This is a genomic window from Microbacterium sp. LjRoot45, from assembly GCF_964253325.1.
GTDB lineage: Bacteria > Actinomycetota > Actinomycetes > Actinomycetales > Microbacteriaceae > Microbacterium.
The window spans coordinates 1,550,704-1,575,340 of record NZ_CAXUQM020000001.1; the positions used below are offsets into that span (position 1 = coordinate 1,550,704).

24 protein-coding genes and 1 tRNA gene are annotated in these 24,637 nt (G+C 68.8%); 8 read left to right on the forward strand and 17 right to left on the reverse strand.

The window, feature by feature from the left end:
- The first annotated feature begins 27 nt into the window (after positions 1–27).
- From ACSQ18_RS07305 to ACSQ18_RS07315, 3 genes are read left to right on the forward strand one after another with little or no spacing between them, the layout of a single operon-like run.
- Positions 28–711 (forward strand): DedA family protein, encoded by a 684-nt coding sequence (locus ACSQ18_RS07305; protein ID WP_436036505.1) that lies wholly within the window; start codon positions 28–30, stop codon positions 709–711.
- Positions 712–715: 4 nt separating this feature from the next.
- Complete coding sequence (locus ACSQ18_RS07310; protein WP_436036507.1) at positions 716–1,750, forward strand: App1 family protein; 1,035 nt, start codon at positions 716–718, stop codon at positions 1,748–1,750.
- A gap of 49 nt (positions 1,751–1,799) precedes the next feature.
- Positions 1,800–2,513, forward strand: a complete 714-nt coding sequence (locus ACSQ18_RS07315; protein WP_436036509.1) for an SOS response-associated peptidase — start codon at positions 1,800–1,802, stop codon at positions 2,511–2,513.
- A 34-nt stretch (positions 2,514–2,547) separates the two neighbouring features.
- Here ACSQ18_RS07315 and ACSQ18_RS07320 read toward each other — a convergent pair whose 3' ends face one another.
- From ACSQ18_RS07320 to rplU, 12 genes are all read right to left on the reverse strand, one after another.
- Positions 2,548–3,393, reverse strand: a complete 846-nt coding sequence (locus ACSQ18_RS07320) for a hypothetical protein (RefSeq protein ID WP_436036511.1) — start codon at positions 3,391–3,393, stop codon at positions 2,548–2,550.
- The gene (locus tag ACSQ18_RS07325; protein ID WP_436036513.1) at positions 3,393–4,514 is read right to left on the reverse strand and encodes a DNA adenine methylase; all 1,122 of its coding nucleotides are present in this window, start codon (positions 4,512–4,514) and stop codon (positions 3,393–3,395) included. Before ACSQ18_RS07325 ends, ACSQ18_RS07320 begins: the two co-directional genes overlap by 1 nt.
- 135 nt (positions 4,515–4,649) lie before the next feature.
- Positions 4,650–4,725 (reverse strand) — tRNA-Ala (locus ACSQ18_RS07330).
- A 63-nt stretch (positions 4,726–4,788) separates the two neighbouring features.
- Complete coding sequence (gene rsfS / locus ACSQ18_RS07335; RefSeq protein WP_144807918.1) at positions 4,789–5,166, reverse strand: ribosome silencing factor; 378 nt, start codon at positions 5,164–5,166, stop codon at positions 4,789–4,791.
- Entirely contained in the window at positions 5,163–6,263 is a 1,101-nt protein-coding gene (locus ACSQ18_RS07340) for a hypothetical protein (RefSeq protein WP_436036515.1), read from the reverse strand. Before ACSQ18_RS07340 ends, rsfS begins: the two co-directional genes overlap by 4 nt.
- Positions 6,260–6,856 carry a nicotinate-nucleotide adenylyltransferase gene (gene nadD, locus ACSQ18_RS07345; RefSeq protein ID WP_436036516.1) on the reverse strand — a complete coding sequence of 199 codons (597 nt, stop codon included), beginning with the start codon at positions 6,854–6,856 and terminating at the stop codon, positions 6,260–6,262. The genes ACSQ18_RS07340 and nadD overlap by 4 nt, the downstream gene beginning before the upstream one ends.
- A gap of 9 nt (positions 6,857–6,865) precedes the next feature.
- On the reverse strand, positions 6,866–7,093 hold the full coding sequence (locus ACSQ18_RS07350) for a hypothetical protein (protein ID WP_301040081.1): 228 nt from the start codon (positions 7,091–7,093) through the stop codon (positions 6,866–6,868).
- A gap of 43 nt (positions 7,094–7,136) precedes the next feature.
- Entirely contained in the window at positions 7,137–8,396 is a 1,260-nt protein-coding gene (locus ACSQ18_RS07355) for a glutamate-5-semialdehyde dehydrogenase (RefSeq protein ID WP_436036517.1), read from the reverse strand.
- Positions 8,397–8,424: 28 nt separating this feature from the next.
- A complete protein-coding gene (gene proB, locus ACSQ18_RS07360; protein ID WP_436036518.1) occupies positions 8,425–9,249 on the reverse strand; it encodes a glutamate 5-kinase in 825 nt (274 codons plus the stop codon).
- On the reverse strand, positions 9,246–10,751 hold the full coding sequence (gene obgE, locus ACSQ18_RS07365) for a GTPase ObgE (protein WP_436036519.1): 1,506 nt from the start codon (positions 10,749–10,751) through the stop codon (positions 9,246–9,248). Before obgE ends, proB begins: the two co-directional genes overlap by 4 nt.
- 102 nt (positions 10,752–10,853) lie before the next feature.
- Positions 10,854–11,111, reverse strand: a complete 258-nt coding sequence (rpmA, locus tag ACSQ18_RS07370; RefSeq protein WP_144807925.1) for a 50S ribosomal protein L27 — start codon at positions 11,109–11,111, stop codon at positions 10,854–10,856.
- Between the two features lie 18 nt (positions 11,112–11,129).
- A complete protein-coding gene (gene rplU / locus ACSQ18_RS07375; RefSeq protein WP_174236301.1) occupies positions 11,130–11,438 on the reverse strand; it encodes a 50S ribosomal protein L21 in 309 nt (102 codons plus the stop codon).
- A 210-nt stretch (positions 11,439–11,648) separates the two neighbouring features.
- Here rplU and ACSQ18_RS07380 point away from each other — a divergent pair, with 210 nt between their 5' ends.
- A complete protein-coding gene (locus ACSQ18_RS07380) occupies positions 11,649–11,924 on the forward strand; it encodes a DUF4031 domain-containing protein (RefSeq protein WP_436036520.1) in 276 nt (91 codons plus the stop codon).
- Between the two features lie 12 nt (positions 11,925–11,936).
- Here the strand turns inward: ACSQ18_RS07380 and ACSQ18_RS07385 are convergent, their stop codons facing one another.
- The gene (locus ACSQ18_RS07385) at positions 11,937–14,306 is read right to left on the reverse strand and encodes an Rne/Rng family ribonuclease (protein ID WP_436036521.1); all 2,370 of its coding nucleotides are present in this window, start codon (positions 14,304–14,306) and stop codon (positions 11,937–11,939) included.
- 292 nt (positions 14,307–14,598) lie between these two features.
- On the opposite strand from ACSQ18_RS07385, the gene ACSQ18_RS07390 reads away from it, so the two are divergent.
- Positions 14,599–15,198, forward strand: coding sequence for a vitamin K epoxide reductase family protein (locus tag ACSQ18_RS07390; protein WP_436036522.1), 600 nt, complete (start codon positions 14,599–14,601; stop codon positions 15,196–15,198).
- A 51-nt stretch (positions 15,199–15,249) separates the two neighbouring features.
- Here ACSQ18_RS07390 and ndk read toward each other — a convergent pair whose 3' ends face one another.
- From ndk to ileS, 4 genes are read right to left on the reverse strand one after another with little or no spacing between them, the layout of a single operon-like run.
- On the reverse strand, positions 15,250–15,663 hold the full coding sequence (gene ndk, locus ACSQ18_RS07395) for a nucleoside-diphosphate kinase (RefSeq protein ID WP_436036523.1): 414 nt from the start codon (positions 15,661–15,663) through the stop codon (positions 15,250–15,252).
- 1 nt (position 15,664) lies between these two features.
- Positions 15,665–16,060 (reverse strand): DUF4233 domain-containing protein, encoded by a 396-nt coding sequence (locus ACSQ18_RS07400; protein WP_436036524.1) that lies wholly within the window; start codon positions 16,058–16,060, stop codon positions 15,665–15,667.
- Positions 16,048–17,400: a bifunctional folylpolyglutamate synthase/dihydrofolate synthase gene (locus tag ACSQ18_RS07405; protein ID WP_436036525.1), complete on the reverse strand. Its 1,353-nt coding sequence runs from the start codon at positions 17,398–17,400 to the stop codon at positions 16,048–16,050. The genes ACSQ18_RS07400 and ACSQ18_RS07405 overlap by 13 nt, the downstream gene beginning before the upstream one ends.
- Complete coding sequence (ileS, locus tag ACSQ18_RS07410; protein WP_436036526.1) at positions 17,397–20,795, reverse strand: isoleucine--tRNA ligase; 3,399 nt, start codon at positions 20,793–20,795, stop codon at positions 17,397–17,399. Before ileS ends, ACSQ18_RS07405 begins: the two co-directional genes overlap by 4 nt.
- Before the next feature lie 248 nt (positions 20,796–21,043).
- Between ileS and ACSQ18_RS07415 the strand changes: the two genes are divergently transcribed.
- The 3 genes from ACSQ18_RS07415 to ACSQ18_RS07425 all read left to right on the forward strand — a co-directional run bounded on the left by ACSQ18_RS07415 (position 21,044) and on the right by ACSQ18_RS07425 (position 24,616).
- Positions 21,044–21,700: a pentapeptide repeat-containing protein gene (locus ACSQ18_RS07415; RefSeq protein ID WP_436036527.1), complete on the forward strand. Its 657-nt coding sequence runs from the start codon at positions 21,044–21,046 to the stop codon at positions 21,698–21,700.
- Between the two features lie 94 nt (positions 21,701–21,794).
- The gene (gene valS / locus ACSQ18_RS07420; protein WP_436036528.1) at positions 21,795–24,368 is read left to right on the forward strand and encodes a valine--tRNA ligase; all 2,574 of its coding nucleotides are present in this window, start codon (positions 21,795–21,797) and stop codon (positions 24,366–24,368) included.
- Positions 24,368–24,616 (forward strand): hypothetical protein, encoded by a 249-nt coding sequence (locus ACSQ18_RS07425; protein WP_436036529.1) that lies wholly within the window; start codon positions 24,368–24,370, stop codon positions 24,614–24,616. The genes valS and ACSQ18_RS07425 overlap by 1 nt, the downstream gene beginning before the upstream one ends.
- Positions 24,617–24,637: the final 21 nt, after the last annotated feature.

Genomic DNA, 24,637 nt, shown 5'->3' on the forward strand with positions numbered 1-24,637 from the left:
ACGGCGGTGGGGACGTAGGCTGGGACGGTGAACGAGTTCCTCACATGGTTGCTCGACGCCGTGCAGAGCGTCGACCCCGTCGTGAGGACGATCTTGGCCGGCGTCGCGATCATGCTCGAGACGAGCGTGCTGATCGGTCTGGTCGTGCCCGGTGATTCCATCGTGATCGTCGCGGGAACGGCCGTCGCATCGCCGTGGGAGGCGGGTGCGCTCATCGCCGTGGTGATCGTCGGTGCGCTGGTGGGCGAGAGCATCGGATTCTGGCTCGGACGATGGCTCGGGCCGCGCATTCGCTTCTCGCGTCTCGGCATGCGGCTCGGGGAAGAGAACTGGACGCGCGCAGAGCTGTATCTCCGTCGCCGCGGCGGGCCGGCGATCTTCATCTCCCGCTTTCTTCCCGTACTTCACTCGCTCGTGCCGCTCACCGTGGGCATGAGCGGGTTCGCCTACCGGCGCTTTCTGGCCTGGACGGCCCCGGCGTGCGCCCTGTGGGCCATCGTGTACGTCTCGGTGGCGGCCGCGGCTGCGGGGACGTACCGAGAACTGGCCGATCGGCTGCACTACGCCGGGTACCTGTTCGTCGCCGTGATCGTCGTGTTCCTTCTCCTCATCTATGTCGCCAAGCGCGTCATCGTCGCGCGGGAGGCTCGGCATCTGCGCCTCGAAGACGAGATGGCGTCCGACGACGTCGACGGCGACGTGAAAGACTGAATCGATGTCTGCCGATCCGTCCCCCCGGCCGAAGGTCCTGTGGCTCGCGAGACTCGAGTACCGATTCCACTCGTGGCGTGAGCGTCGCGCGCGTGGGCGCGGACAGGTTCCCACCGTCGCCGCCTATCCGGGCTACGGCGGGTCGGACTGGGTGCGCGTGCTCGGCCGCGTGCTCATCGTCCCGCCCCTCAAGCCCCGGCGCGGCGGTGAGTACGCGAGTGTGCGCGGGTGGCGCAGCTTCGCGTCGGTTCCCATCGGCTATGCGCAGGTGATCGTGACGGTCGACGGGGTGCGTCACGAGGTCGTCGCCGACAGGGGTGGCGTGATCGACACGGTGCTCCCGGCCTCGCTCGCGTCGGGGTGGCAGACGTTGACGATGTCGGTCGAGGGCAGCGAGCCCGTGGAGACGAAGGTGTTCGTCGTGGGATCGGACGTGCGCTTCGGCATCGTCTGCGACGTGGACGACACGGTCATGGTGACCGCGCTCCCCCGCCCGTTCGTGGCCGCGTGGAACTCCTTCGTGCTCGACGAGCACGCGAGGCAGCCCGTGCCCGGCATGGCGGTGCTCCTGGAGAGGCTCGTCCGCGATCATGCCGGCGCGCCCATCATCTACCTGTCCACCGGCGCGTGGAACGTCGCCCCGACGCTCGTCAGGTTCATGCGTCGGCACCTTTTCCCGTCGGGAGCGCTGCTCCTGACCGACTGGGGCCCGACCCACGACCGCTGGTTCCGCAGCGGGAAGGACCACAAGAGCGAGAACCTGCGACGCCTTGCGCGCGAGTTCCCCGACGTGCGCTGGATGCTGATCGGCGATGACGGTCAGCACGACGACGAGTTGTACACGGCCTTCACGAGCGAGTCCCCGGGACACGTCGAAGCTGTCGCGATCCGGCAGCTGTCGACCGCAGAGGCGGTCCTCGCGGGCGGACGCACCGCCGTCAACGACCATTCAGCGGCCGGTGTCCCCTGGGTCACGGGACCCGACGGTGCGGAGCTGCTGGAGCGTCTCGCTGCGGTGGGCGTCGTCGTCGAGTCCTGACACGCCGGGGCGTCCGATCGACGTCGGAGGCCGGGCTTAGGCTGAGCGCATGTGTGGTCGGTTCGTCGTTGCCCAGGTCGGTTCGGAACTCGTGGGCGTACTCCGCGTCGACGTGGTCGGAGACGATCTCCCTCAGCCGTCCTTCAACGTCGCGCCGACCGACCGCGCTGCGATCGTCCTCGACTCCGCGAAGACCGAGCCGCCCACCCGTCGCCTCGAAGCGGCACGGTGGGGGCTCGTACCCGCGTGGGCGAAGGATCCGTCGATCGGGCCCCGCGCGTTCAACGCTCGAGCGGAAGAGGTCGAGGACAAGCCGATGTTCCGGCAGGCTCTCATCAAACGCCGCGCTGTCGTCCCGGCATCCGGGTACTACGAGTGGCACACCGACCAGGGGGTGAAGACCCCTCACTACATCCATCCGGGCGACGGATCACCGCTGCTGTTCGCGGGTCTCTACGAATGGTGGCGCGATCCCTCGAAGGCCGACGATGATCCGGCGAGGTGGATGTTGAGCTTCACGATCATGACGAGGGATGCCGTCGGCGATCTCGGTTCGATTCACGACAGGATGCCGTTGTTCCTCGATGCCGATCACGCTGACGCGTGGCTCGACCCGACAACCGAGAACGTCGGAGACGTGCTCGACGCGGCGATCGATGCCGCCCCGCTCCTGGCAGAGACGATGGCGCACCACGCCGTCGGAAGTGCCGTGGGGAATGTGCGGAACAACGACCCGTCGTTGATCGATCCACTCGAGCCTTGAGACTGCTCGGCAGCCTGGAGGGAGATCAGGGCCGTTAGAGGAAGCCGCGCAGGCGCGCGGCGTGCGAGAGGTCGTCGCGGAAAGCGCTCAGCGTCGCCAGCGTGTACATGCCGTCGATCTCGCCGGACTCCCACAACCCGTGGATGCGCCGGAGGTCGGCGACACGCGACTTCCACCCGATCCCGTCGATGACGGCGAGCACGAACTGATTCGGCTTGCGTATCGCCGCCATCTCCTGGATCTCTCGCACCGCGTCGGTGAGTTTCGACCCCGTGCTGTCGAACCCTTTCGCTGCGACGACGATCTGCGCGTCGCTGTCGTCGGGCACGACAAGGTCGCAGGGAGCTGTCAGACCGTTTCGCCCCGTGAATCGCGTGCGGGTGCGGTAGGGCAGTGACAGGTCGCGGGCGATCGCTTCGATCTCGTCCTCCACCCGACGCCCGGACACGCCCGCTCGAGCAGCGGTGGCGCGAGTGCCCGCTCGCGCGATGAGGATGTCGCCGAAGTCGTAGGTGCGGTGGCGCTGTGCCCCCAGGACGCCGAGCAGGTCGAACTCGGTCTGAAACCAGTCGACCAGCAAGGCGCTCCGCGTGCGTGCCAGCGTGGTCCAGCCGCTGGAGCCGAAACGATCTCTGAGAACGTTCTTCAATCGCTCCTGGCTGAGGCCGACCGCGAGCCCCAGGACGGGGACCCAGGTCGGATGCCGCTGCACCCACTCGGAGAGTGCGGCCGCGTCGAGCGCGTCGTCGGGTATGCCGGCCAGAGACGCGAAGGCGTCGGCGATCGTCTGCGTCTCGGAGGTGACGGCGGTCGGGTCGGCGTGCGGTGTCAGTTGCCCCAACGACTCCAGATACGCGGCGAACGGGAGTGCGGCAGCCATCAGTCCCGCCCGATGAACAGGAATTCCGACGCGGAGCGGCGCGTGGCTGCGGCGTGCGTGCCGAAGCTGTAACGGTGATCGATCTCCTGGACGTCGACACGCGGCTTCACCCGCCTCAGCAGTTCCACGATGCGTTCCGGTCCGGGGAGTGCGTTGGACCCGTAGCTCATGACGATGGCGCCGGCGTCGGCGAACTGGTCGAACGTGCGGGTCAGCGCATCTTCGATGGAGCGCTTGTAGGCGAAGGGCGTGTAGCGCTTCGCGATCTTCTGCGTCTTGGTGTGGGGCATGATCTCGACTCCCCGCCAGTACACGCTGAGACCTTCGAGAAAGTGGTACCGCTTCATGTAGTCGGTGTCGTCGGCCGGTGGCGCATACGGCGGATCGAGGTAGACGACGTCCGGAGCAGCGACATCGAGCGCGAAGACATCACCGGTGACCACGCGATGCACGGTGCCGCGGTCGAACACGGTCGCGTTGTACTCCGCTACGCGCTCTCGGAAGTGCTCGGCCATCGTGAGCTGCAGATCGCGCCTCCCGTCGGCATAGCGGGTGCCGGCGTAGCTGAACACGCCGCGAGGTTGCTTGCGCGCGGCAGACAGGATGAGCGCTGCGAGGGCGAGATCGCGCAGGTGACCCTCGAGTGTCTCGATGTGCGACCACGCGGAGTCGAGGAAGGCGAGGTCGTCCTCATCGAAGAAGATGCCACCGAACGTACGCCGGATGAAGTCGCGGTCGTCGGCGGCGGGACCGCAGATCCGCTCGACGGTGTCGAGATCGAGCCGCACATGCGAGTTCTCGGTCGTGGCTCGCGCGACGGTCGTGGCGAAGCTCATGAAATCGTTCGCCGTGACGGAGAAGCCCTGCGCCTTCAGCAGATAGCTGACGACGCCCGAGCCGGAGAACGCGTCGACGGCCGTCGTGCCTCCGACCTCGGCGAACGCGCGCTCCAGATGGGGAAGGAGCAGATACTTCGACCCCATGTAGCGCATGCGGGGGTAGCGCTGCGCGCGCGCCAGCACGTCGGTCGTGGTCATGGTGCGGCGAGCGGGCGCTGCGGCCCGTGCGGGCCGCGTGGCGACGGTCTCCTCGTCAGCGGCGGACGAGGATTGCGGGGACACTGTGACAGTGTGCCAGCAGGCGCCGACATCGACATATCCGCCGCGCGGCGAGACAGGACATCGCTCACCCCCGTGCGCGACGGAACGCCGCAATACGCCGCCGCAAACACAAAATCCCCGGCGAACCGGGGATCATGGTGGACCTGAGGGGACTCGAACCCCTGACCCCCTGCATGCCATGCAGGTGCGCTACCAGCTGCGCCACAGGCCCATCGTCGCCGCTCGCGGCAACTCGATTAGCTTACTACATCGGAGAGCGTGCAACGAACGCGGGTCACTCCGACGCGGCGGCGGTCGGCAGCTGGACAGGCACGATCGGGCAGTCCTTCCACAGTCGTTCCAGTCCGTAGAAAGCGCGTTCCTCCTCGTGGAAGACATGCACCACGAGGTCGCCGAAGTCGAGGAGTACCCAGCGCGCCTCGGAGCGACCTTCGCGGCGGAGGCGCTTGACACCTGCCTCCAGCAGACGGTCTTCGATCGCGTCGGCGATGGCGGCCACGTTGCGCTCGCTGGAGCCGGTCACCAGCAGGAAGGCATCTACGAGCGGAAGCGGCTCGGAGACGTCGAATGCGACGAAGTCCTCGCCACCCTTCGCATCTGCGGCGGCCGCGGCGATCTGAACCAGTTCGATCGAACTGTCGGCGAGTGTCATGAGAAGACTCCTGAGGTGATGGCAACGAAAAGGACCCCGCCGACGGCGACCGCCAGGACGCCCACGACCACGATCAGCGCCCAGGTGAGACGGCTCCCCTTCTCTGGAGCGGGCGGCCGGATGATGTCCTCCGCGCTCTTGATCGTGCTGATGGCGGCGCTCGCGGCGATTGGGGTGGGTGACGATGCCGGCGGGAGCTCACCGTCGATGAGGACCGCGTCGACATCCTTGCCGTCGGAGTGGCCGGGCACCGAGCCTGTCGAGCCGTAGTGATCGGGCAGGGCGAAGGTGCCCGTGATGAGCACCTCACCGGTCGCGGCGACGGGCGACGTGAATCCGGCACCTTCGGGTGTCTGCGAGAGGATCAGCGCGTTCGGCATCGACAGCGCGCCGGTGCTCGCGCTCCCGCGCGTGAGGAGCTGGTCGAACGACGCAGGGACCTCGACGTCGGCGGCGTGGCCGCGGAGGATGTCGGATCCCAACTCCTCGGCGATCACCCGTCGGTCCGACTCGTCTGCGTCGGTGGCGTTGCTCGGCGGCTCCGAGGGCTCTGTCACGCCCTCGGCGGGCTCGGCAGCTTCGCCCTCTGCAGTGGCGAGCGGCTCGTCGACGGGCTCGACGACAACCGCGTCAACAATGTCGTCAGAAGCGTCCGCGGTGCTCACGAGCTCCTCGGAAGCGGGCGCATCCTCGGGTGCTTCTTCGGACGACGGAGCGTCACGGGTGCCGGCGGAAGCGGCCTCTTCCTCGAGCGCGCGCCTCTCGGCTTCGGTCGCCGCCAGGATCTCCGAGGTGATCACCGGCACGGATGCCGTGCGCAGGCGCTCGCGCTGACGTACCTCTCGCCGGGTCAGCGTCCGCGACGGCGACGCCGCGGTGACAGACGACGGCTGGCGATCCGGTGACTCCTCTTCGGGCTCCTCGGGGATCGCGACCGGAGGGGCAGGGAGGTCCACGGGCTCGGCCTCGCGCGGGAGCGGTACGGGGGGCGGCGCGTCAGACGTCGGGACGTCGGTGACGATCGGGGTGGCTGCGGTGTTGCGCAGCTCGCGCAGCTGTCTGCGCGTGAGCTGAGGCGGCTCTTCGGGTGTGCTCATGCCTGACTCCGGTAGAGGTGATGCTTCGCAATGTATTGGACCACGCCATCCGGGACGAGGTACCACACCGGGTGGCCTCGTCGTACGCGCTGGCGGCAGTCGGTGGAGGAGATCGACAGGGCGGGAATCTGCAGCTGACTCACGTCCTCGCTGGGGAGCCCATCGGTTCGAAGTTCGTGCCCCGGGCGAGATACGGCGACGAAATGAGCCAGGTCCCACAACTCGTCGTGGTCGCGCCATCCGAGGATCTGTGCGATCGCGTCGGCACCCGTGATGAAGAACAGGTCGGCGTCTGGCCTCTGCTTCTTCAGGTCGCGGAGGGTGTCGATCGTGTAGGTCGGCCCTGCTCGATCGATGTCGACGCGACTCACCGTGAACCGAGGGTTGGAGGCTGTCGCGATGACCGTCATGAGATAGCGGTGTTCGCTCTCGGTGACGTCTTCCTTCTGCCACGGCCGTCCCGTGGGAACGAAGAGGACCTCGTCGAGATCGAACGACTCGGCCACCTCGCTGGCCGCTACCAGGTGCCCATGATGGATGGGATCGAACGTCCCACCCATCACCCCGATACGCGGAGCGCGTGCCGTTGCCATCACGGCGGCCTAGTGGTGGCCGTGTCCCGCCTGGGCGAGGTCGCTGCCGTGGGTCTTCGCGTAGGCCTCCGCCTTGTGCGCGTGGCGGTTCGCCACGTTGCGGTAGGAGACCGTCACGAGACCGAGCGCCAAGAACACCACGAACGCGATCACCCCGAACACGAACGTCTCGGCCTGGACGTTGCCGTGGTGTTCGGCCTCTTGGGCGGCGAGAGAGGCGATCGTCGAGAGGATCATGGGGCTCCGTTCGGTTGCGGGTGCGCAGGTACAGTTTAGGCGGTCATGCGCGGATCTGCCCGGCGCCGCGAGCGAGCCACTTCGTGCTCGTCAGTTCGGGAAGGCCCATCGGCCCGCGCGCGTGGAGCTTCTGCGTCGAGATACCGACCTCCGCCCCGAACCCGAACTCGCCGCCGTCGGTGAACCGCGTCGAGGCATTGGCCATGACGACGGCGGAGTCGACTTCCGCGAGGAACCGTTCGGCGTTGCCCTCGTCGGTCGTGACGATCGACTCGGTGTGGTGCGTCGAGTACCGGCGGATGTGCGCGAGCGCCTCGTCGAGGTCGTCGACCACTCGGACCGAGATGTCGAGACTCATGTGCTCGGTCGCCCAGTCCGCGTCGGTCGTCGGAACGACGTCCGGAACGATCGCACGCGCTCGCTCGTCACCGTGGACGGTGACGCCGTGTGAGCGCAGAGCGGATGCCACGTCCGGCAGGAGCCGTTCGGCAGCATCGGCGATCACCAGCAGCGTCTCCACGGAGTTGCAGACGCTCGGACGCTGGACCTTCGCGTTCACGACGATGTCGCGTGCCCACTCCAGCGGGGCGCTCGAGTCGAGCACGATGTGCACGACCCCGGCGCCCGTCTCGATGACGGGGACGGTCGACTGCGTGACGACGGTCTCGATGAGCTCCGCGCTCCCCCGCGGGACGAGCACGTCCACGACGCCGCGCGCGTTCATGAGCGCGCGCGCCCCCTCGCGCCCGAAGTCGTCGACCGTCTGGATCGCTTCCGGATCGATGCCTTCGTCGGCCAGCGCATCGCGCATGGCGGTGACGAGGGCGGCGTTGGATGCCTGTGCGGCCGTGCCGCCGCGGAGCACCACCGCATTGCCCGAACGCAGCGCCAGTGCCGCGATGTCGACGGTGACGTTGGGGCGGGCTTCGTAGATGGAGCCGACGACGCCGAACGGGACCGAGACCTTCTGGAGCGTGACGCCGTTGGCCAGCGTGCGCTCATCGAGGATGCGGCCGACGGGGTCGGGCAGGTCGGCGACGGCGCGCACCGCGTCGGCCAGCGCGGCGATCCGTTCGTCATCGAGGCTGAGGCGATCGATCAGACCGGCCGAGAGGCCGCTCTCCTTGCCGCGTTGGACATCCTCCGCGTTCGCGGCGAGGATGGCGTCGCGGTGGGCCGAGATCGACGTGGCGATCGAGGACAGCACCGCAGCTTTGCGGGCGTCGTCGAGAAGGCCGATCTGGCGCGCGGCGTCCTTTGCCCGCAGCAGGCGTTCCTCGGCCGTCGTGGCGATCATGGTCATCAGCACAGTCTACCGAGGCGGGGGGTCGTCAGACGGTGGGCACGGGAGTCGTGCCCACCGTCGGCACGGCGTCGGGATGAGGCAGGAACCACGTGCCCACGGACGCGCCCGTGAGGGCCTCTGCGACCAGATCGGCGCTCGTCACGAGCACGCCGATTCCCGCGGCGGACGCGAGGCGTGCGGCGGAGGCCTTCGTGGCCGCGCCACCGGTGCCCACGCTGTTGACGACGACGGAGCCGAACTCGTAGGTGGAGAGGTCGTCATCGGGTTCGACCCGCTCGATGGGGCGCGCCCCGGGTTCGCTGGGCGGACGCGTGTAGAGGGAGGCGATGTCGCTCAGCAGGACGAGGGCGTCGGCGCCGATGAGCTGAGCCACCAGTGCCGCCAGCCGATCGTTGTCGCCGAAGCGGATCTCGTGGGTCGCCACGGTGTCGTTCTCGTTGACGATCGGGAGGATCCGGAGGCTGAGCAGACGCTCCATGGCGCGCCGGGCGTTGGAACGGTGGGTGGCATTCTCCAGGTCGCCCGCGGTGAGGAGAACTTGGCCCGCGACGATGGAGAACGGACGGAGCGCGTCTTGGTATCGGTAGATCAGAACGTTCTGACCGACGGCGGCGGCCGCCTGTTGCGTCGCCAGGTCGCTCGGGCGCTCATCGAGCGCGAGGTACGGCATCCCCGTCGCGATGGCTCCCGACGACACCAGCACGACTTCCGTGCCGCGCGCGTGCGCGGCAGCGAGGGCTTCGACGATCGGTTCGATCTTGTGCGCGTTCTCCCCGCTGATCGACGACGATCCGACCTTCACCACGACGCGTCGCGCGCCGAGCAGATCGGCGCGCTCCCGCAGGGTCACTCGGGATCCTCGTCGTACGAGCGACCTCCCAGCCGTTCGGCTTCGAGCTCGGCACGCGCCTCGGCCTTGGCATCCATCCGCTCGTGGTAGCGCTCGCGACGCTGAGAGGTCGTACGGCGCGGGTTGAGGTCGAGTCGCGGGTCGGTGCCGCGCGGCGCCGTCATGAGCTCCGCAGGAGACGACAGCGACGGATGCCAGTCGAACACGATGCCGTCGCCTTCGCCGATGACGACCGTCGAGCCCGCGACGGCCCCGGCGCGGTACAGCTCGTCCTCGACGCCGAGCTTCTCCAGGCGGTCGGCGAGGAAGCCGACGGCCTCCTCGTTCTGGAAGTCGGTCTGCTGCACCCAGCGGACCGGCTTGGTGCCGAGGATCCGGTAGACATTGCCGTACGTCCCGCCTTCGACGCGAACAGTGAAGTCCTTTTCCGCTCCGTGCGGACGGATGACGACGCGCTCGGGGACGACGACGGCTGCCTGGGCGGCGCGATGCGTCGTGACGATGTCGCCGAGGGCGAAAGTGAGTGCCCGCAGGCCGTCGTGGCTCACGGTAGAGATCTCGAACACGCGGTAGCCACGGGCTTCGAGATCGGGGCGGACGAGGTCGGCGAGATCGCGGGCCTCGGGAACGTCGACCTTGTTGAGCGCGATCAACTGGGGACGTTCGAGGAGCGGCAACTGGCCCTCCGGAACCGGGTAGTTGCCGAGTTCCTCGAGGATGACGTCGAGATCGCTGAGGGGGTCGCGTCCCGGCTCCAGCGTGGCGCAGTCGAGCACGTGCACGAGCGCGGTGCAGCGCTCGACGTGGCGAAGGAACTCCAGACCCAGCCCCTTCCCCTCGCTCGCACCCTCGATCAGCCCGGGCACGTCGGCAACGGTGAAGCGCGCTTCGCCGGCCTGTACGACGCCCAGGTTGGGGTGAAGCGTGGTGAACGGGTATTCCGCGATCTTGGGTCGGGCGGCGGAGATCGCGGCGATGAGACTCGACTTGCCCGCCGAGGGGAACCCGACGAGGGCCACGTCGGCCACCGTCTTGAGCTCGAGCTGGACGTCGCCTTCCCAACCCGGGGTGCCCAGCAGGGCGAACCCCGGCGCCTTGCGCTTGGGCGACGCGAGAGCGGCGTTGCCGAGACCGCCCTGACCGCCCTGAGCGACGACGAAACGCGTGCCCGGAACGACCAGGTCGGCCAGCACCTCCCCGTCGACGTCCTTGACGACCGTGCCGACCGGAACGGTCAGCTCGACGTGCTCGCCGGCGGCGCCGGAGCGGTGATCGCCCATCCCGAAGCCGCCGTTGCCGGCGGAGCGATGCGGTGAATGGTGGTACGACAGGAGCGTGGTCACCTGCGGGTCGGCGACCAGCACGACGTCGCCGCCGTGCCCGCCGTTGCCGCCATCGGGCCCGGCGAGGGGCTTGAACTTCTCGCGGCGGACCGACACGCAGCCGTTACCGCCTTTGCCGGCGCGCAGATGCAGCGTCACCCGGTCGACGAACGTGACCATGTCGGAACTCCTCAGAAAAACAGGCGAGGGGCGAGCCGAAGCCCGCCCCTCGTCATGGGATTGTGTGACGACCGGAGTCGTCGACGCCCGCGTCGGTCGGGATTACTCCGCGACCGGGACGATGTTGACGACCTTGCGGCCGCCCTTCTTGCCGAACTCGACCGAGCCGGCAGCCAGAGCGAACAGCGTGTCGTCGCCGCCACGGCCGACGAGTGCGCCGGGGTGGAAGTGGGTGCCACGCTGGCGGACGAGGATCTCGCCGGCGCTGACGGTCTGGCCGCCGAAGCGCTTCACGCCCAGTCGCTGAGCGTTGGAGTCACGACCGTTACGAGTGGAGCTTGCGCCCTTTTTGTGTGCCATCTGAAGCGTCTCCCTGGCTTACTTGATGCCGGTGATCTTGACGCGCGTGAGATCCTGACGGTGTCCCTGGCGCTTCTTGTAGCCGGTCTTGTTCTTGAACTTCTGGATGATGATCTTCGGGCCGCGCTCCTCGCCGAGGACTTCGGCGGTCACGGTGACCTTCGCGAGCTTGTCGGCGTCGGTCGTGACGGCGTCGCCGTCGACGAGCAGCACCGCGGGGAGCTCGAGCTTGTCGCCGACCTTGGCCTGCTGGCGGTCGAGGACGACGATCGTGCCGACCTCGACCTTTTCCTGACGGCCACCGGCGCGCACAACTGCGTAAACCACTTCACACCTGTTTCTTCTGTTGGAGCGCACGGCTCCGATTGTCTTTGTGAGACTGGGAAGTCTTGGTGCGGGGCCTCGACAGGGGGCTGTTGAGTCTCTCCGAAGCATCGCCATAGGCCTGCGACGCGGGCGCACCGAAGTTCTACTTTACCGGATGGGGCGGAGATGGGCAAAAGCGGGCCGAGGCGTGTCGCCGTAGGATGCCAGTCGATGACTGTTCTCGTCGACGACGCCCGCTGGCCGGCTCATGGTCGCCTGTGGGCCCACCTCGTGAGCGACTCCGATCTGGATGAGCTCCACCGGTTCGCCGCGGCCCACGGCATCCCTGCTCGCGCCTTCGATCTCGACCACTACGACGTCCCGGAGGACGCCATTCCTCGGCTCGTGGCGGGTGGGGCCGAGGCGGTCAGCGGACATGAGCTGGTCCGGCGGCTGATCGCCTCCGGCCTTCGCGTGACCGCGAAGGAACGCCGCGCGCGGGACTGACCCCGCCCGCTGTCAGTCCTCGGGGGTCGCCGACACCGGCGTGCCGGTGAGGGCCGCCGTCGTCACCCGTCGGCGCGCACGTCCCTGGCCGGGCGCCTTCGGCTCCGGAAGCGCGTTGAGAACCGAGTCCAGGAGCATGTCCTTCTCGGTCTTCGGCGACTCCGCACGCTTCTTGCGCGCCTTCTTGGGGCGCTCCGCGGGGGGCTGCGTCTCAGCCGACTCGAGCTCGACTGCCGGCACGACATCGACCGGGTGGATCGTGGAGGCCGCGATCTGGGCGAGAGCCGACTTGGCCCCCTCGGTGATGACGTGCGTGCCGCCGCCCTGGGGAGCCGCTCCGCCTCCGCCGTTGGACGACGATCCGCGGCCACGGCGCGAAGACCCGTTCTGCTGCTGCGGGGCACGGTGCTTCACGACGGGGTCGTGGTGCACGATGACGCCGCGGCCGGCGCAGACCTCGCACGCTTCGCTGAACGTCTCGAGGAGGCCGAGGCCGAGCTTCTTGCGCGTCATCTGCACGAGGCCGAGCGACGTGACCTCGGCGACCTGGTGCTTCGTGCGGTCGCGACTCAGGCACTCGACGAGGCGGCGCAGCACGAGGTCGCGGTTGGACTCCAGCACCATGTCGATGAAGTCGACGACGATGATGCCGCCGATGTCGCGCAGACGCAGCTGGCGGACGATCTCCTCTGCGGCCTCGAGGTTGTTCTTGGTGACGGTCTCCTCGAGGTTTCCGCCGGAACCCACGAACTTGCCGGTGTTGACGTCGACGACCGTCATGGCCTCCGTGCGGTCGATGACGAGTGAGCCGCCCGACGGCAGCCACACCTTGCGGTCGAGCGCCTTCTCGATCTGCTCCGTCACGCGGAACGCGTCGAAGGGGTCCTGCTCGTCCTCGTACTTCTCGATGCGCTCCAGCAGGTCGGGCGCCACACCGGTGAGGTAGGCCGAGATGGTGTGATGCGCGTCTTCACCCTGAATGAGCATCCGCGAGAAGTCCTCGTTGAAGACGTCTCGGACGATCTTGACGAGGAGATCGGGCTCGGAGTGCAGCAGCGACGGCGCGGAGCCGGTGCCGGCCTGGGTGCTGATGTGCTCCCACTGCGCCGTGAGTCGCTGGACGTCGCGCGTCAGCTGCTCCTCCGTGGCGCCTTCGGCGGCCGTGCGCACGATGACGCCGCTGGACTCCGGAAGCACCTCCTTGAGGATCTTCTTCAGGCGAGAGCGCTCGGTGTCGGGCAGCTTGCGGGAGATGCCGTTCATCGCACCGCCCGGGACGTAGACCAGGTAGCGGCCCGGCAGCGAGATCTGGCTCGTGAGGCGCGCGCCCTTGTGGCCGACCGGGTCCTTCGTCACCTGGACGAGCACCTTGTCGCCCGACTTCAGTGCGAGCTCGATGCGACGGGGCTGGTTGCCGGTCTCGACGGCATCCCAGTCCACCTCGCCGGAGTAGAGCACGGCATTGCGGCCCCGGCCGATGTCGACGAAGGCGGCTTCCATGCTGGGAAGCACGTTCTGTACGCGACCGAGGTAGACGTTGCCGATGAGCGAGGCGTCCTGGTTGCGCGCGACGTAGTGCTCGACGAGCACGTTGTCTTCGAGCACGGCGATCTGGATGCGACCGTTCTTGGAGCGGACGATCATCACGCGGTCGACGGCCTCGCGGCGGGCGAGGAACTCGGCCTCCGTCACGACAGCGCGACGGCGCCCGGCCTCCCGGCCGTCACGGCGGCGCTGCTTCTTCGCTTCGAGGCGCGTGGACCCCTTGATGCGCTGCGGTTCGGTGATGAGTTCGACCGCCCGACGGCGCGGAGCGGCGGGTGCACTCTCGTCGCTCTCCGCTCCCCCGCCGGAACCACCCCGACGGCGATTGCGGCGACGTGAGCTCGACGAGCCCTCCGCCTCGCCGTCGCGGTCGTCGCGGTCGTCGCGGTCGGAACCAGGGAGAGCCGGGAGCGGGATGATCTCGGGCGCGTAGAAATGGAGAGCGGTGGAGACCTCCGACACGAACACCTCGGGCAGCAGTCCCAGAGAGACGGCCGTGACCGCCCCTGACGCTGCCGGTGCGTCCGGCTGAGCGGCCTCGGTCGCCGGTGCGCCGTCAGCGGGGACGTCGGCATCTGCGGCGGGCACCTGGCGCTCGGACTCGGGCTCCGGACCGGCGGGCGCCTCCGCCTCGGGCGCAGCAGGCGCCTCGGCCTCGGACGCATCCGTTTCGGATGCCGGCGTGGCCGCAGGCTCGTCCGCGGTCTCGACCGTCTCCGTGGCGGGGTCGGCCTCAGCCGGCGCGGTGGACTCGTCGACGGCCGGGGTATCGGACGTCAGCGCGTCGACGGCATCCGTCGGTTCGGGAGTCTGGGTGTCGTTGTGCTCATCGGCCATCACTGGCTTACTCCTAGCCGACGGCTCCGCGCGCCGTCCGGCGAAAATCTGGCGGCGCCGCTCCGTGAAGGCCGGGCCGCGAACTCACTCGGTCTGCAGCGGGCGCAAGGCTCGCGCTGCGAAGGGCGTTCATCGCCCGAAGTCTCTGTGATGCCGTCGCGGCGCGGCCGCGGGTGCATCGAGAGTCATTATCGCACCATCTCGGACGGATCCGCGATCCCGCCCGCGGACGGCGCGTGTCGGCGGGGCGCAGGCGGACCTCACGCAAAGCCGCGGGTGGGATAATCGCCGGATGCCGAGCCGTCTCACCCACACCCGTCCCACCGGTCTCGCGATCTGGCTGATCGTCGCCGGCGTCATCGGCTGGATCGCGGCGTTCGCGCTGACGGTGGAGAAGTTCCACCTGCTGCAGAACCCGGGTTCCTCGGCATCCTGCGACTTCAGCGTGATCGTCCAGTGCGGTGCCAACCTCGCCTCCGCGCAGGGTTCGGTCTTCGGGTTCCCCAACCCCCTCCTGGGGCTGACGGGCTGGGTCGCGCCGATCGTGGTGGGCGCGGCGATCCTCGCCGGATCGCGCATGGCCCGGTGGTTCTGGTGGTGCTTCTGGGCCGGGATCGCGTTCGCCTTCTGCTTCGTCGTGTGGCTCATCACGCAGAGCATCTTCGTGCTGGGCACGCTCTGCCCGTGGTGCATGGTCACGTGGATCGTGACGATCCCGACGTTCTACGCGGTGACCCTGCACCTGCTGCGATCGGGCATCGTGCCGATTCCGACGCGCCTGCGCGAAGTGGCCGGCGCCGTCATGGGATGGCTGCCGCTCCTGGCGGTCGTGAGCTACGCGGCGGTCGCGCTCATCGCGCAGCTGCGCCTCGACTGGATCGGCACCCTTTAGTCCAGGGCGCGGTCGACCACGTCCGGTCGGGCGCCCCGGGACGTCGCCCGGTCAGAACCAGATGGCGAGTTCGCGGGTGGCCGAGTCGACGCTGTCGCTGCCGTGCACCAGGTTCTGCTGCACCTTCGCACCCCAATCGCGGCCGAAATCGCCGCGGATCGTGCCGGGGGCAGCGGTGGTGGGATCGGTCGTGCCCGCGAGCGAGCGAAAGCCTTCGATGACGCGATTGCCGGCGAGGCGGATGGCGACGGACGGCCCGGAGAGCATGAACTCCACCAGCGGCTCGTAGAAGGGCTTGCCGGCGTGCTCGGCATAGTGCCGCTCGAGGGTGTCGCGGTCGGGCTCGACGAGGCGGATGTCGACCAGCGCGTACCCCTTCTGCTCGATGCGCGCGAGGATCGCTCCGGTGAGGCCGCGAGCCACGCCGTCGGGCTTGATGAGGACGAGGGTCTCTTCAGTGGGCATGTCAATCTCCGTTCGTGGCGTCGGCGGCTCGAGCGGCGTTGCGTCGGTCGAGTTCGCCGCCCTTGATCGTCGCATACGCGTACATCCCCCCGAAAACCAGGGCGACGATGCCGAGGGCCGGCACCAGGATCGCTCCGAGCGCCACGACCAGCTGCAGGGCCCAGCCCAGGCCGATCCCCCAGGGATGCCGGAGCACTCCCACCGTGAGGATCATGACGACCGCGAGGATGCTGCCGGCGGCGATACCCCAGGCGTCGGGGATCGAGTCGGGCAGGGCGCCCAGGCCGTACACGACGAGCCCTCCCAGGAACACGACGATCGACTCGAAGCCGAGCACGACCGACGCGAGCGATTCCCGGGCTCCCCGCGCGCGGCGCGGGCGGGTCACCGCTGCCATCCGTCTTTCCAGTCCTCTTCGGCTGCGAGCTGCAGCGCCTCTCCGGCGAGCACAACGCTTCCCGCGATCACCACGGCGCGGCGGTCCGATGCGGACGCCCACTCTCGCGCCGCCTCCGCAGCGTCTGCGAGGGCCGGATGGACGGTCACGGGGACCTCCGCCTCCTCCACGAGATCGGCGATCCGCTCGGGGTCGGCCGCGCGGTCGGAGTCGGGTGCGGTCGCGAAGACATGGGCGGCGGCAGGGACGAGTTCCCGGGCGATGCCGACGGCATCCTTGTCCGCGAAGACCCCGAGCACGAGGCCCCACTCGTCGAAGTCGAACGAGTCGCGGAGCGCCGCCACGAGGGAGCGCGCGCCGTGCGGGTTGTGAGCCGCGTCGACCAGGACCGTGGGAGCGACCCCGATGAGCTGGAGTCGACCGGGCGAGGTCACCTGGGCCAGCCCGTCCGTCAGCACGTCGAGGGCGAGCGGCTGGCTGCCGCCGCCGATCAGCGACTCGACCGCCGCGATAGCGAGGGCTGCATTCGCGCCCTGGTGGGCACCGTAGAGCGGCAGGTACAGGTCCTCGTACCGGCCCGCGAGACCGCGGACCGTGAGCTGCTGGCCGCCGACCGCCAGGCGCTGGTCCTCCAGCGTGAAATCGGTGCCCTCGAAGGCGAGGGTCGCCTCCGCGGCACGCGCCGCAGCCTGAAGCGGCGCCACGGCCGCAGGCACCTGCCGTGCGGACACGGCGGCGGCTCCGCCCTTGATGATCCCCGCCTTCACCGCGGCGATCTCTGCGATCGTCTCGCCGAGACGGTCGGCGTGGTCGATGTCGATCGGAGCGAAGACAGCGACGTCTCCGTCGGCGGTGTTGGTCGAATCCCACGCCCCGCCCATCCCCACCTCGACGACCGCGACGTCGACGGGAGCGTCGGCGAACGCGACGAACGCGAGCACCGTCAGCAGTTCGAAGAAGGTGAGCGGTGCGTCGCCGGTGGCGGCGAGCTCGGCGTCGACGAGGTCGACGAACGGGGCGATCTCGTCCCAGGCCTCGGCTACCGCGGCGTCGGCGATCGGTTCCCCGTCGACCATGATCCGTTCCGTGAACCGCTCGAGGTGCGGACTCGTGAACAGCCCGGTGCGCAGGCCGTGGGCGCGGACGACGCTCTCGATGATCCGGCTCGTCGACGTCTTGCCGTTCGTGCCGGTCACGTGGACGACGCGGTAGGTGCGCTGCGGGTCGTCGAGCAGTTCGAGAACGCGCCGGGTGCGCTCCACGCGCGGCTGCACCCACTGCTCTCCCTGGCGGCTCAGCAGCGCCGTGTAGACGGCGTCTGCGCGGTGGCGATCGCTCATGCGTTCTCTCCGATCCGGGTGACGGCGACCGTCACGACCCCGGTGTTGGCGTATGTTCCCGCGGCAACGGTCGCGACGTGTTCCGCGTCGATCGTGCTCGCCGAGGCGATGACCGATCCCTCGCCCACCAGCGCACGGCCGTCGGGGTCGACCACCGCGTAGTCGACGGCGAGTGTCTCAGCCGCGACGCCCGCCAGGTCGAACGCCGCCGCCACCGCTCTGGCGTCCTCCGCAGACGCGAACAGAAGTTGGAGGCGGATCCGGTCGCTCACGTCGAAGCCCGCAGCCTTGCGTGTGTCCTGGACGGCGCGGATCATGTCGCGCGCGAGCCCTTCGGCCTCCAGTTCGGGGGTCGTGACGGTGTCCAGCAGGACGAAGCCGCCGCCTCCGAGTAGCGCGATCGCCGTGCCTTCCGCAACGCCGCCGGCCTCCAGGGTGAGGTCGTACTCGCCCGGCTCGAGTGCGATGCCGTCGACGACCACGACGTCGCCCTCCTGCGTCCAGACGCCCGCGCGTGCACCGGCGATGACGTGCTGCACCTGCTTGCCGAGGCGGGGACCCGCGGCCCGGGCGTTCACCGCGAGGCGCTGACTGATCCCGTAACGCTCCGCGAGACCCTCCGTCAGCTCGATCAGCTCGACCGCCTTGACGTTGAGCTCGTCGCGCACGATCTCCTCGAACTGGGCGAGATCGGCTGCCCCGGCCACGGCGACGGTGAGCGAGGCCAGCGGCAGGCGCACGCGCTTGCCCTCGCGCTTGCGCAGAGCGTTGGCCACAGAGGAGACCTCGCGCACGGCATCCATCGCGTCGCGGATGTCGGATGCCGGTGCGAACGCCGCGGCATCCGGCCAGTCCTGCAGGTGAACGCTGCGACCGCCGGTGAGGCCCTGCCAGATTCGCTCGGACACGAGCGGGATGAGCGGGGCGGCCACCCGCGTGAGGGTCTCCAGCACGGTGTACAGCGTGTCGAACGCCTCGGTGCTCGTCGGATCCTCGGGGTCGACCCCCACCCAGAAGCGGTCCCGCGAGCGGCGGATGTACCAGTTGGTGAGCACCTCCGCGAAGTCGCGGAGCTTGGCGGCCGCCATCGTGGAGTCGAGCGCGTCGAGGTCGGCGGCGACGTCACGGACGAGGTCGCCGGTGAGGGCGAGGATGTGACGGTCGAGCACGTGGGTGGAGTCCGTGCGCCAACGTGCGGCGTACCCGCCGCCGGCCGCGGCTCCCCCGTGCGCGGCGTTGGCGTACGTCGCGAAGAAGTACCAGGCGTTCCACACCGGCAGGAGGAATTCACGAACTCCTGCGCGGATGCCCTCCTCCGTCACCACCAGGTTGCCCCCGCGCAGCACCGACGAACTCATGAGGAACCAGCGCATCGCGTCGGAGCCGTCGCGGTCGAAGACCTCGCTGACGTCGGGGTAGTTCCGCAGCGACTTGGACATCTTCTGTCCGTCGCTGCCGAGCACGATGCCGTGGCAGGCGACGCCCGAGAACGCGGGACGGTCGAACAGCGCACCGGACAAGACGTGCATGACGTAGAACCAGCCCCGCGTCTGGCCGATGTACTCGACGATGAAGTCGGCGGGGGCGTGCGAATCGAACCACTCGCGGTTCTCGAACGGGTAGTGCACCTGCGCGTACGGCATCGAGCCCGAGTCGAACCACACGTCGAACACGTCCTCGATGCGTCGCATCGTGCTGCGCCCGGTCGGATCGTCGGGGTTCGGGCGCGTGAGGTCGTCGATGTAGGGACGGTGCAGGTCGACGTCGCCCGCCTCGTTCACCGGTAGCCGGCCGAAGTCGCGTTCGAGATCGGCCAGAGAGCCGTACACGTCGACGCGCGGATATTCGGGGTCGTCGCTCTTCCACACGGGGATCGGGGAGCCCCAGAAGCGGTTGCGACTGATCGACCAGTCGCGCGCGCCTTCGAGCCACTTTCCGAACTGTCCGTGCTTGACGTTCTCCGGAGCCCACGTGATCTGCTCGTTGAGCTCGAGAAGCCGTTCCTTGATCGCGGTGACGCGCACGAACCAGCTCGAGACGGCCTTGTAGATGAGAGGGTTCCGGCAGCGCCAGCAGTGCGGGTAGGAGTGCTCGTACGACGCCTCGCGCAGGAGGCGGCCCTCGGCGCGCAGCAGACGGATGAGCGGCCGGTTGGCATCCATCCACAGCTCGCCCGCCACGTCGGCGACCTGCGGAAGGAACCGGCCCCCGTCGTCGAGGCTCATGATGAGAGGGATGCCGGCAGCCTCCGTGATCCGCTGGTCGTCCTCACCGTAGGCGGGTGCCTGATGGACGATGCCCGTGCCGTCGCTGGTGGTCACGTAGTCGTCCACGAGGATGCGCCACGCGCGCTCCGTGCCCCAGGTGTCGGCATCGGCGTAGTAGTCGAAGAGCCGGTCGTACTGGACGTCGGCGAGGTCGGCGCCGAGAACGGTCTGCTCGACGGCCCCCTGTGCCTCCTCCGCCGAGGCGTAGCCGAGGTCCTTCGCGTATCCGGGGAGCAGCTCTGCCGCGAGAAGGTAGCGGTGGGCGGCCGCTTCGACCGACTCGTCACCGGGGCGGATGTCGGCCGCTCCCGCGGAGCCTCCGGGGACCACGACGTACGTGATCTCGGGCCCCACCGCCAGCGCGAGGTTGGTCGGCAGCGTCCAGGGCGTGGTGGTCCACGCGAGCGCGCGGACGCCCGTGAGGCCGAGCGTCTCCGCCTTCGCGCCGACGAGGGGGAACGTGACCGTCACGGACGGGTCCTGACGCATCTTGTAGACGTCGTCGTCCATGCGCAGTTCGTGGTTCGAGAGCGGGGTTTCGTCGCGCCAGCAGTAGGGCAGCACGCGGTGGCCCTCGTGGGCGAGCCCTTTATCCCACAGCTCCTTGAACGCCCACAGCACGGACTCCATGAACCCCGTGTCGAGGGTCTTGTAGCCGCGCTCGAAGTCGACCCAGCGCGCCTGCCGCGTGACGTAGTCCTCCCACTCGCGCGTGTACTCGAGCACCGAGGACTTCGCCTTGGCGTTGAACGCCGCGATGCCCATCTCCTCGATTTCGCTCTTCTCGGTGATGCCGAGCTGCTTCATCGCCTCGAGCTCCGCGGGAAGTCCGTGCGTGTCCCAGCCGAACACGCGGTCGACCTTGTGTCCGCGCATGGTCTGGAACCGCGGAAAGAGGTCCTTCGCGTATCCGGTGAGCAAGTGACCGTAGTGCGGGAGACCGTTGGCGAACGGCGGCCCGTCGTAGAAGACCCACTCGGGTGCGCCTTCGCGCTGCGCGATCGAGGCGCGGAACGTGTCGTCGCGCTCCCAGAACCGCAGCACGTCGTCCTCGATCTGCGGGAACCGGGGGCTCGGCACGACGGGCTCGGTCGCGGGGGATCCGTCGGATCCGAGGGGGTAGCTCATGTCACTCCAGCAGGTTGCGATGCGTCCTGCGAGGACGACTCCCCGGACGGAGGAGCCGCGGTACCACCCCGCGTTGCCACCGTCGGTGCGACGGCGACCTCTCTCACTGCGGCTGTGACGGGCCTGACCCGCCCGGTTCTACTGGCCGTCCCCTGCGTGCGCGTGGTGACGACGTTCTTCCGAGAGCTCCCCGGTGATGGCCGGATCGGTGCTGATCCCCCCATCATACGCGGGGGTAGAGTCGCCGGATGGCCCGCCGCGACGATCCCGCTCCGCCCCGCGACAGCACGCCCGATCTCCCGCCGATGCTCGAACCGGTGACACGGCTCGTCCCACGGGGCGAGGTGCACGCAGCGCGTATCGACGGGTTGGACGGCGAAGTCGACGCATCGCACGCAGAGCTGGTCGAGACCCTGTGGGAGGCGCCGACGCTCGACCGACTCGATCTGACCGGTGCGCGGATCGTCGACAGCCGGATCGCCGATGCGCGGGTGACCGTCGTCGTCGGTCGCGATGCGCGCTGGCGCAACGTCGAGATCGACGGCGGGCGGCTGGGCACGGTCGATCTCCAGCGCGCCGAACTGGACGGCGTGACCTTCCGCGGCATCCGCATCGACTATCTGGGGTCGCCCTCTGCCCACCTGGCACACGTGCGCTTCGTGGGATGCCGTTTCGGCACGATCGACCTGCCGGAGGCGCGCGCCGAGCGCGTCGCTTTCGAGGACTGTCGCGCGGACGAGATGGACACCCGTGGCCTGCGGGCGGTCGATCTCGACCTCCGTGGACTGGAGGTGCTCTCCATCACCGATCCCTCTGCGCTGCGCGGCGCGACGTTGACCGCGCGCCAGTGCGAAACGCACGGGACAGCCTTCGCGGATGCCCTCGGAGTGAAGATCCGCGACTGATCGCGAGGCGGTCGGGTGTCGCCGGTAGACTCGTGCCGCACCCACATTCAGGCACGCTCACACAGTGCCGCCCATACCGATCGAGGAGACTCCCGTGGCGCACATTCCCGACAAGCCCGCATTGGAAGGCCTCGAGCAGAAGTGGGATGCCGCGTGGTCGGCCCAGGGTACGTACCTGTTCGATCGCGCCGCCGCATCACGCGCGGGTCGCGACGGCGTCTACTCCGTCGACACTCCGCCGCCGACGGCATCCGGCAGTCTTCACATCGGCCACGTGTTCAGCTACACCCACACCGACATCAAGGTGCGCTTCGAGCGTATGCGGGGCAAGACGGTGTTCTACCCGATGGGGTGGGACGACAACGGGCTCCCGACCGAGCGGCGCGTGCAGAACTACTACGGCGTGCGATGCGACCCCTCGCTCCCCTATGACCCCGGTTTCACTCCCCCGTTCCAGGGCGGCGACAACAAGTCGAGCCGCGCGGCGGATCAGGTTCCGATCAGCCGCCGCAACTTCATCGAGCTGTGCGAGAGCCTCACCGAGGAGGACGAGAAGCACTTCGAGGCGCTGTTCCGTCAGCTCGGCCTGAGCGTCGACTGGACGCAGACGTACCGCACGATCTCGGACGACACGATTCGCACGAGCCAGCTCGCGTTCCTCCGCAACGTCGAGCGCGGCGAGGCGTACCAGTCGCTGGCGCCCACCCTGTGGGACATCGACTTCCGCTCGGCGATCGCGCAGGCGGAGCTCGAGGATCGCGAGCAGCCCGCTGCCTACCACCGTGTCGCGTTCCACAAGTCCGACGGATCGGGTGACATCCACATCGAGACGACGCGTCCGGAACTTCTCCCCGCGTGTGTCGCCCTCGTCGCGCACCCCGACGACGAGCGATACCAGCCGTTCTTCGGATCGACGGTGCGGACGCCGCTGTTCGACGTCGAAGTCCCGGTGCTCGCCCATCCGCTCGCCCAGAAGGACAAGGGCTCGGGCATCGCGATGATCTGCACCTTCGGCGACGTGACCGACATCATCTGGTGGCGTGAACTCGACCTTCCCAACCGCACGATCCTCGGTAAGGACGGCCGAGTGCTCGCCGAGGCTCCCGATGTGATCGTCACCGAGGAGGCACGCGCGGCCTACGCCGAGCTGGCCGGCAAGACCGTCTTCAGCGCGAAGAAGCGCATCGTCGAGCTGCTTCAGGAGTCCGGCGACCTCGTCGGCGAGCCGAAGCCCTTCACCCACCCTGTCAAGTTCTATGAGAAGGGCGACCGGCCCCTCGAGATCGTGTCGACGCGGCAGTGGTACATCCGCAACGGTGCGCGCGACGAGCAGCTGCGTGAACGGCTGATCGCGCTCGGGCAGGAGATGTCGTGGCATCCCGACTTCATGCGCGTGCGGTTCGAGAACTGGACCAACGGACTCACGGGCGACTGGCTCGTCTCCCGGCAGCGCTTCTTCGGCGTGCCGATCCCCGTGTGGTACGGCCTCGACGAGAACGGTGAGCGCGACTACGACCGCGTCATCACTCCCGATCTCGGGCAGCTACCGGTCGACCCGACGATCGACGCCCCCGCCGGCTACGACGAGTCGCAGCGCGGCGTTCCGGGCGGCTTCGAGGGAGAGCGCGACATCTTCGACACGTGGGCGACGTCGTCGCTGACGCCCCAGCTCGCCGGCGGCTGGGAGCGCGATCCCGAGCTGTGGAACCTCGTCGCGCCCTTCGACGTGCGCCCCCAGGGTCAGGACATCATCCGTACCTGGCTCTTCTCGACGATGCTGCGCAGCGCGCTCGAAGACGGCCGTGCCCCGTGGAGCGACGCCTCGATCTCCGGGTTCATCGTCGACCCCGACCGCAAGAAGATGTCCAAGTCCAAGGGCAACGTCGTCACTCCCGCCGACATCCTGGCGGGGCACGGCACGGATGCCGTGAGGTACTGGTCGGCGTCGAGCCGGCTCGGTGCCGACGCCGCCTTCGATCCCCAGAACCCGACCCAGGTGAAGATCGGACGCCGGCTGGCGATCAAGGTGCTCAACGCCGCCAAGTTCGTGCTGTCCTTCCCGGTTCCGACGGGCGCGACGATCACGCACGACCTCGACGCGTCGATGCTGGCGACCCTCGACCAGGTGATCCGCGACGCGACGACGGCGTTCGAAGCGTACGATCACGCCCGCGCGCTCGAGATCACCGAGGCGTTCTTCTGGACGTTCTGCGATGACTATCTGGAACTCGTCAAGGAGCGCGCCTACAACCAGGCCGACACCGGCCAGGCATCCGCCGCACTGGCGTTGCGCACCGCGTTGTCGGCGCTCCTGCGGCTCCTGGCTCCCGTGCTCGCGTTCGCCGCCGAGGAGGCCTGGTCGTGGTTCGAGGAGGGATCCGTGCACACCGCGTCGTGGCCTGAACCGCTGGGCATCGAGGGCGACCCGATGGTGCTCCGCCGCGTCGGCGAGACTCTCATCGCGGTCCGGCGAGCCAAGACCGAGGCGAAGGCGTCGCAGAAGACCGCCGTCGAGACGCTCACGATCTCGGGGCCTCAGGCGGCGCTCGACGCCGTTGCGGCGGCGGAGGGCGACCTCAAGGCGGTCGGACGGATCGGCGCGGTCACCTACGCCGTGGCCGACGAGCTGGCGGTGGCCGACATCGTGCTCGCCCCGCAGGAGTCGTGATGCAACTCGGCACCCGTTGGACCAGCGGCGATCCGATCCCGTCGGCCGTGCCGGCGGTGCTTCACGCGCAGATCGGCGAGGTCGACCGGGCACTGCCGGTCGACCTGCTCGGCCAGCCGCGGCCACGCTGGACGTTGACGTTTCTCGAAGGACGGCCCCTCGCCGAGCTGGACACCGGCATCCTGGTCGAACTTCGGGCCGACGGCAGTGTGACCGTGCTCCACGACTCCGAGGACGAGTTCGGCTGATCCGGCCCGTCGCCCCTCAAG

Bases quoted from the DNA above. Each gene is read 5' to 3' on its own strand.
- ACSQ18_RS07355 (WP_436036517.1), bottom strand. From the start codon at position 8,396: ATGACCATGATCGCCACGACGGCCGAGGAACGCCTGCTGCGGGCAAAG.
- rsfS (WP_144807918.1), bottom strand. From the start codon at position 5,166: ATGACACTCGCCGACAGTTCGATCGAACTGGTTCAGATCGCCGCGGCC.
- ACSQ18_RS07350 (WP_301040081.1), bottom strand. From the start codon at position 7,093: ATGATCCTCTCGACGATCGCCTCTCTCGCCGCCCAAGAGGCCGAACAC.
- ACSQ18_RS07425 (WP_436036529.1), top strand. From the start codon at position 24,368: ATGCAACTCGGCACCCGTTGGACCAGCGGCGATCCGATCCCGTCGGCC.
- ACSQ18_RS07415 (WP_436036527.1), top strand. From the start codon at position 21,044: ATGGCCCGCCGCGACGATCCCGCTCCGCCCCGCGACAGCACGCCCGAT.
- ACSQ18_RS07315 (WP_436036509.1), top strand. From the start codon at position 1,800: ATGTGTGGTCGGTTCGTCGTTGCCCAGGTCGGTTCGGAACTCGTGGGC.
- ACSQ18_RS07380 (WP_436036520.1), top strand. From the start codon at position 11,649: ATGACTGTTCTCGTCGACGACGCCCGCTGGCCGGCTCATGGTCGCCTG.
- ileS (WP_436036526.1), bottom strand. From the start codon at position 20,795: ATGAGCTACCCCCTCGGATCCGACGGATCCCCCGCGACCGAGCCCGTC.
- ACSQ18_RS07390 (WP_436036522.1), top strand. From the start codon at position 14,599: ATGCCGAGCCGTCTCACCCACACCCGTCCCACCGGTCTCGCGATCTGG.
- ACSQ18_RS07405 (WP_436036525.1), bottom strand. From the start codon at position 17,400: ATGAGCGATCGCCACCGCGCAGACGCCGTCTACACGGCGCTGCTGAGC.
- nadD (WP_436036516.1), bottom strand. From the start codon at position 6,856: ATGGCAACGGCACGCGCTCCGCGTATCGGGGTGATGGGTGGGACGTTC.
- rpmA (WP_144807925.1), bottom strand. From the start codon at position 11,111: ATGGCACACAAAAAGGGCGCAAGCTCCACTCGTAACGGTCGTGACTCC.
- ACSQ18_RS07310 (WP_436036507.1), top strand. From the start codon at position 716: ATGTCTGCCGATCCGTCCCCCCGGCCGAAGGTCCTGTGGCTCGCGAGA.
- obgE (WP_436036519.1), bottom strand. From the start codon at position 10,751: ATGGTCACGTTCGTCGACCGGGTGACGCTGCATCTGCGCGCCGGCAAA.
- ACSQ18_RS07400 (WP_436036524.1), bottom strand. From the start codon at position 16,060: ATGGCAGCGGTGACCCGCCCGCGCCGCGCGCGGGGAGCCCGGGAATCG.
- ndk (WP_436036523.1), bottom strand. From the start codon at position 15,663: ATGCCCACTGAAGAGACCCTCGTCCTCATCAAGCCCGACGGCGTGGCT.
- ACSQ18_RS07385 (WP_436036521.1), bottom strand. From the start codon at position 14,306: ATGGCCGATGAGCACAACGACACCCAGACTCCCGAACCGACGGATGCC.
- ACSQ18_RS07340 (WP_436036515.1), bottom strand. From the start codon at position 6,263: ATGAGCACACCCGAAGAGCCGCCTCAGCTCACGCGCAGACAGCTGCGC.
- ACSQ18_RS07320 (WP_436036511.1), bottom strand. From the start codon at position 3,393: ATGGCTGCCGCACTCCCGTTCGCCGCGTATCTGGAGTCGTTGGGGCAA.